The organism is Limimaricola litoreus (assembly GCF_024159025.1).
Taxonomy (GTDB): domain Bacteria; phylum Pseudomonadota; class Alphaproteobacteria; order Rhodobacterales; family Rhodobacteraceae; genus Limimaricola; species Limimaricola litoreus.
Map to the genome: position 1 here is coordinate 1 of NZ_JAMYXC010000097.1, position 3,555 is coordinate 3,555.

The window sequence follows — 3,555 nt, forward strand, 5'->3', positions numbered from 1 at the left end:
CATCCTCGGGCATCGTCGCGCTGACGCCGATGATGTCGGCTCCGGCTTCGGCCAGCGCCTGCGCCATGCCGCGCCCGATGCCCCGGCTGGCGCCGGTGACGAGGGCGGTCTTTCCGGTGAGGTCGAAGATGGGCGCGCTCATCGGCCCGCCCCCGCCGCGCCGCGTTTCTGCATGATCCCCGTCATCTCGTCTCTCCTTCTTTCATGCCTGCCTCATTCGGCGGCGAGGCCGCGCTTCCATTCGCCCTTGTAGAGCCTGAAGTGGAACAGCGGGAACTTGACCAGCTCCTCCACGAGGAACAATGCGAAGACCCATGTCACCGACAGCTCTAGGTGCAGCACGAACAGCGCCGTCAGCGGGATGCGCACCAGCCACTGCGTCGCGACGAAGATGTTCATGACGTAAAGCGTGTCGCCGCCCGCCCGCAGCGTCTGACCGCAGATCGCGTTCGACCCCTTGGGAAAGGGCAGCACCAAAAGCACCGGCAGGAAGCTCAAAAGCGCCGCCGTCGTCTCCGCCTCCAGCCCGGCGTAGATCCGGGTCGAGGCGAGGCAGATGACGAGATAGGCCAGCGAGACCAGCCCGGCGGCGACGAAGGCCATGCGCCAGGCGCGGCTCAAAAACGCGTCGAGCTCCTCGCTGCCGCGATCATTGCCCAAGAGCTGTGCGACGAGAATGCCCGTCGATTGCGCCCAGGCGATGCCGAAGGTGCCCGCCGCCTGCACCCACGGCAGGATCAGCGTCATCGCGGCGAACTGGTTCACGCTCATCTTCGCGAACAGCAGCGTCGCAGCATAATTGGCCACCGCGTTGCTGACAAAGGTGCCCGCGATCGGCATCGAAAAGCTCAGGTGCCGAGCGAGCGAGCGGCGCAGGGTGCCGTGCAGCCAGCCCGGCTCGTCGAGATAGCCGCCGGTCTCGCGGTAGAAGCTGAAGCCAAGGTAGAGGCTGCGCGTCGCGGCCCCCAGCACGCTGCCGATCGCGGCGCCCGCGACGCCGAGGCCCGGCAGGCTGAAGGCGCCGTGGATCAAAAGCCAGCTCGCCGTGATGTTGATCGGGATCGCGATGACGAAGCTTTTCAGCGGGATGATGGTCCGGCCATTGCCGTTGAAGAAGCTGCCGATGCATTGCGCCACCGCCTCGAACATCACCACCAGCAGAAAGATGTAGAGATAGCTCTTGGCCTGCTCGGCGATCCACGGCGTATGCGCCATGCGCTCCAGCACCCCGCCGCCGAACAGCGCCACCAGCGCGACGCCGCCGGCCCCGACCACGAGGTTGGTCATCAGCCCCGCGTAGAAGCCGGTCTTGAGCGCGACCCGGCGACCCGAGCCCGCCGCCTGGGCAAGCCGGATCTGCGTGGCGTTGGAAAAGGCCATGATCGTGCCGACCAGCAGGCTGCCGAAGGCCGCCGCCAACCCCATCGCCGCCAGCGCGGGCTCGCCCAGGCTCGAGACGAGATAGGCGTCGATCAGCACGATGGCGTTGACCATCATCGCCTTGAAGGTCAGCGGCCAGGCGACGTCGAAGACATCGCGGTTCGAAGGCGTGGCGGCGCGCGCGGCGATATCCGACATGGGGCTCCATCAGGGCGAAAGGCGCACACCCCCTTCGAGGAAGCGGCGCGAAAACACGCGATCCGGCGCGCCCCGGACGAAGGCCGGGGCACGCCTTGTCACGAGGCGGGCACCGGCTTCGGCTGTGCCTCAAAGGGCAGGATCGCGCCAGGCGTGGCCACGACGCGCGCCGCCATCTCATGGCCCGCGCGCAGCGCCGCACCCACGCCGCGCCCCTCGATCCAGGCGGCGAGAAAGCTGCCATTGAAGCTGTCGCCCGCGCCGGTCGTGTCGATCACGGTTTCGGCCTTGGCAAAGACGGGTGCCGGCCCCTCGTGTTCGGGCACGAGCAGCGACGGCCCCTGACCGCCGCGCTTGAGCACGCAAAGCGACATGCCATAGCTGCGCAGCCGCGCGATGGTCTCCGCCTCCGAGCCGCCGAAGAGCGCCATCTCGTCATCGACCGAAGGGAATCCCACGTCGGTCACGCCCCAGGCCGCGGCCACGGCGCGGCGGGCCACCGCCGGGCTCTCCCACAGGCGCGGGCGGTAGTTGCTGTCGAAACAGACCACCACGCCGGCGCGGCGCATCTCGGCCAGCCGGTCGAGCAGCGCCTCGCGGATCGCGGGCGACAGGATCGCCAGCGTGATCGCCGAGAGGCAGACGTGGCTCGCGCCGTCGAGCGCCGCGAAATCCGGCGCGTGGTCGGGGCCGAACATGACCCGCGCCGCCGCCCGGTCGCGCCAATAGGCAAAGCTGCGCTCGCCCGTCTCATCCGTCTCGATCGCATAGAGCCCGGGGCCGCGCTCGGGGTCGGTGCGGATGCGCTCGCAGCCGATGCCGTGGCTCTCGGCAAAGCCCCGGATCCGCCCGGAAAACCGGTCCTGCCCCAGCGCCGTGACCAGCTCGACCCGGGCCGGGCCGGTGAGGCCGCGGCGCATGTAGATCGCGGCGTTGAGCACGTCTCCGGCCACGCCGAGCCGCGCGGTGTCGCCGTCGCGCGGCACCGACAGCTCGATCATCGGCTCCCCGACGAAGAGGACGACCGGCGCGCTCATGCGCGCAGCTCGTCCGGCAGCAGCGCGGCCGGCATGTTCTGATAGCAGACCGGGCGCAGGAAACGGCGGATCGACAGCGTGCCGACCGAGGTGGCGCCGAAGTTGGTCGAGGCCGGGTAAGGCCCGCCATGCACCATCGCGTCGCAGACCTCGACCCCGGTCGGAAAACCATTGGCCAGCACCCGCCCCGCCTTGCGCTCCAGCACCGGCATCAGCGGCGCGGTGGCCTCGGCATCCTCGGCCTCAATCTGCAGCGTGACGGTGAGCTGCCCTTCGAGCCCTTGGGCCACGGCGCGCATCTCATCGACAGTCTCGGCCAGCACCACGACGCCAAGGGGGCCGAAGGCCTCCTCGTGCAGCGAGGTATCGGCCAGCCAGTCGGCCGCACGGGTCACGAAAAGCGCGGGCGCCGCGTGGCGCGGATCGCTCTCGCGGGCGATCCGCGTCTCGGCCCGGCCATTGGCGACCATCGCCTCGCGCGCGGCACGGAACGCCGCCGCGATGCCCGGCGTCAGCATCGGCTGGTCGGGCGCGGCAATGAGCGCCTCTTGTGCCGCGTCGATGAAGCTCTCGGCCCGGTCGCCCGCAGGCAGCACCACGACGCCCGGGTTGGTGCAGAACTGCCCCGCCCCCATCAGGAGCGACGCGGCCCAGCCGGTGGCGATCTCGCCGCCCCGCGCGGCCAGCGCGCGCGGCATCACGAAGACCGGGTTGATCGAGCCAAGCTCACCGAAGAAGGGGATCGGCTCGGGCCGCTGCGCGCAGAGATCGAACAGGGCGCGGCCCCCGGCAAGGGAGCCGGTGAAGCCCACTGCCCGGATCAGCGGATGGCGCACCAGCGCCTCGCCCACGGCGCGGTTGCCGCCCTGGATCTGGCTGAAGACGCCCGCGTGCAGCCCCTCGGCCTGCCGCGCGGCATCGACGGCCTGCGCCACGATGT

Annotated in this window: 4 protein-coding genes; all 4 read right to left on the reverse strand. The window is 70.2% G+C overall.

The window, feature by feature from the left end; all coding sequences use genetic code 11:
- Nucleotides 1-142 (reverse strand): SDR family NAD(P)-dependent oxidoreductase (locus NHG85_RS06650; RefSeq protein WP_253330959.1); only part of this gene is annotated, 142 nt, incomplete at its 3' end.
- Nucleotides 143-213: 71 nt separating this feature from the next.
- Nucleotides 214-1,578, reverse strand: coding sequence for an MATE family efflux transporter (locus NHG85_RS06655; RefSeq protein WP_253330954.1), 1,365 nt, complete (start codon nucleotides 1,576-1,578; stop codon nucleotides 214-216).
- A 98-nt stretch (nucleotides 1,579-1,676) separates the two neighbouring features.
- Nucleotides 1,677-2,615: a sugar kinase gene (locus NHG85_RS06660; protein ID WP_253330955.1), complete on the reverse strand. Its 939-nt coding sequence runs from the start codon at nucleotides 2,613-2,615 to the stop codon at nucleotides 1,677-1,679.
- Nucleotides 2,612-3,555 (reverse strand): aldehyde dehydrogenase family protein (locus NHG85_RS06665; protein ID WP_253330957.1); only part of this gene is annotated, 944 nt, incomplete at its 5' end. The genes NHG85_RS06660 and NHG85_RS06665, both read right to left, overlap by 4 nt.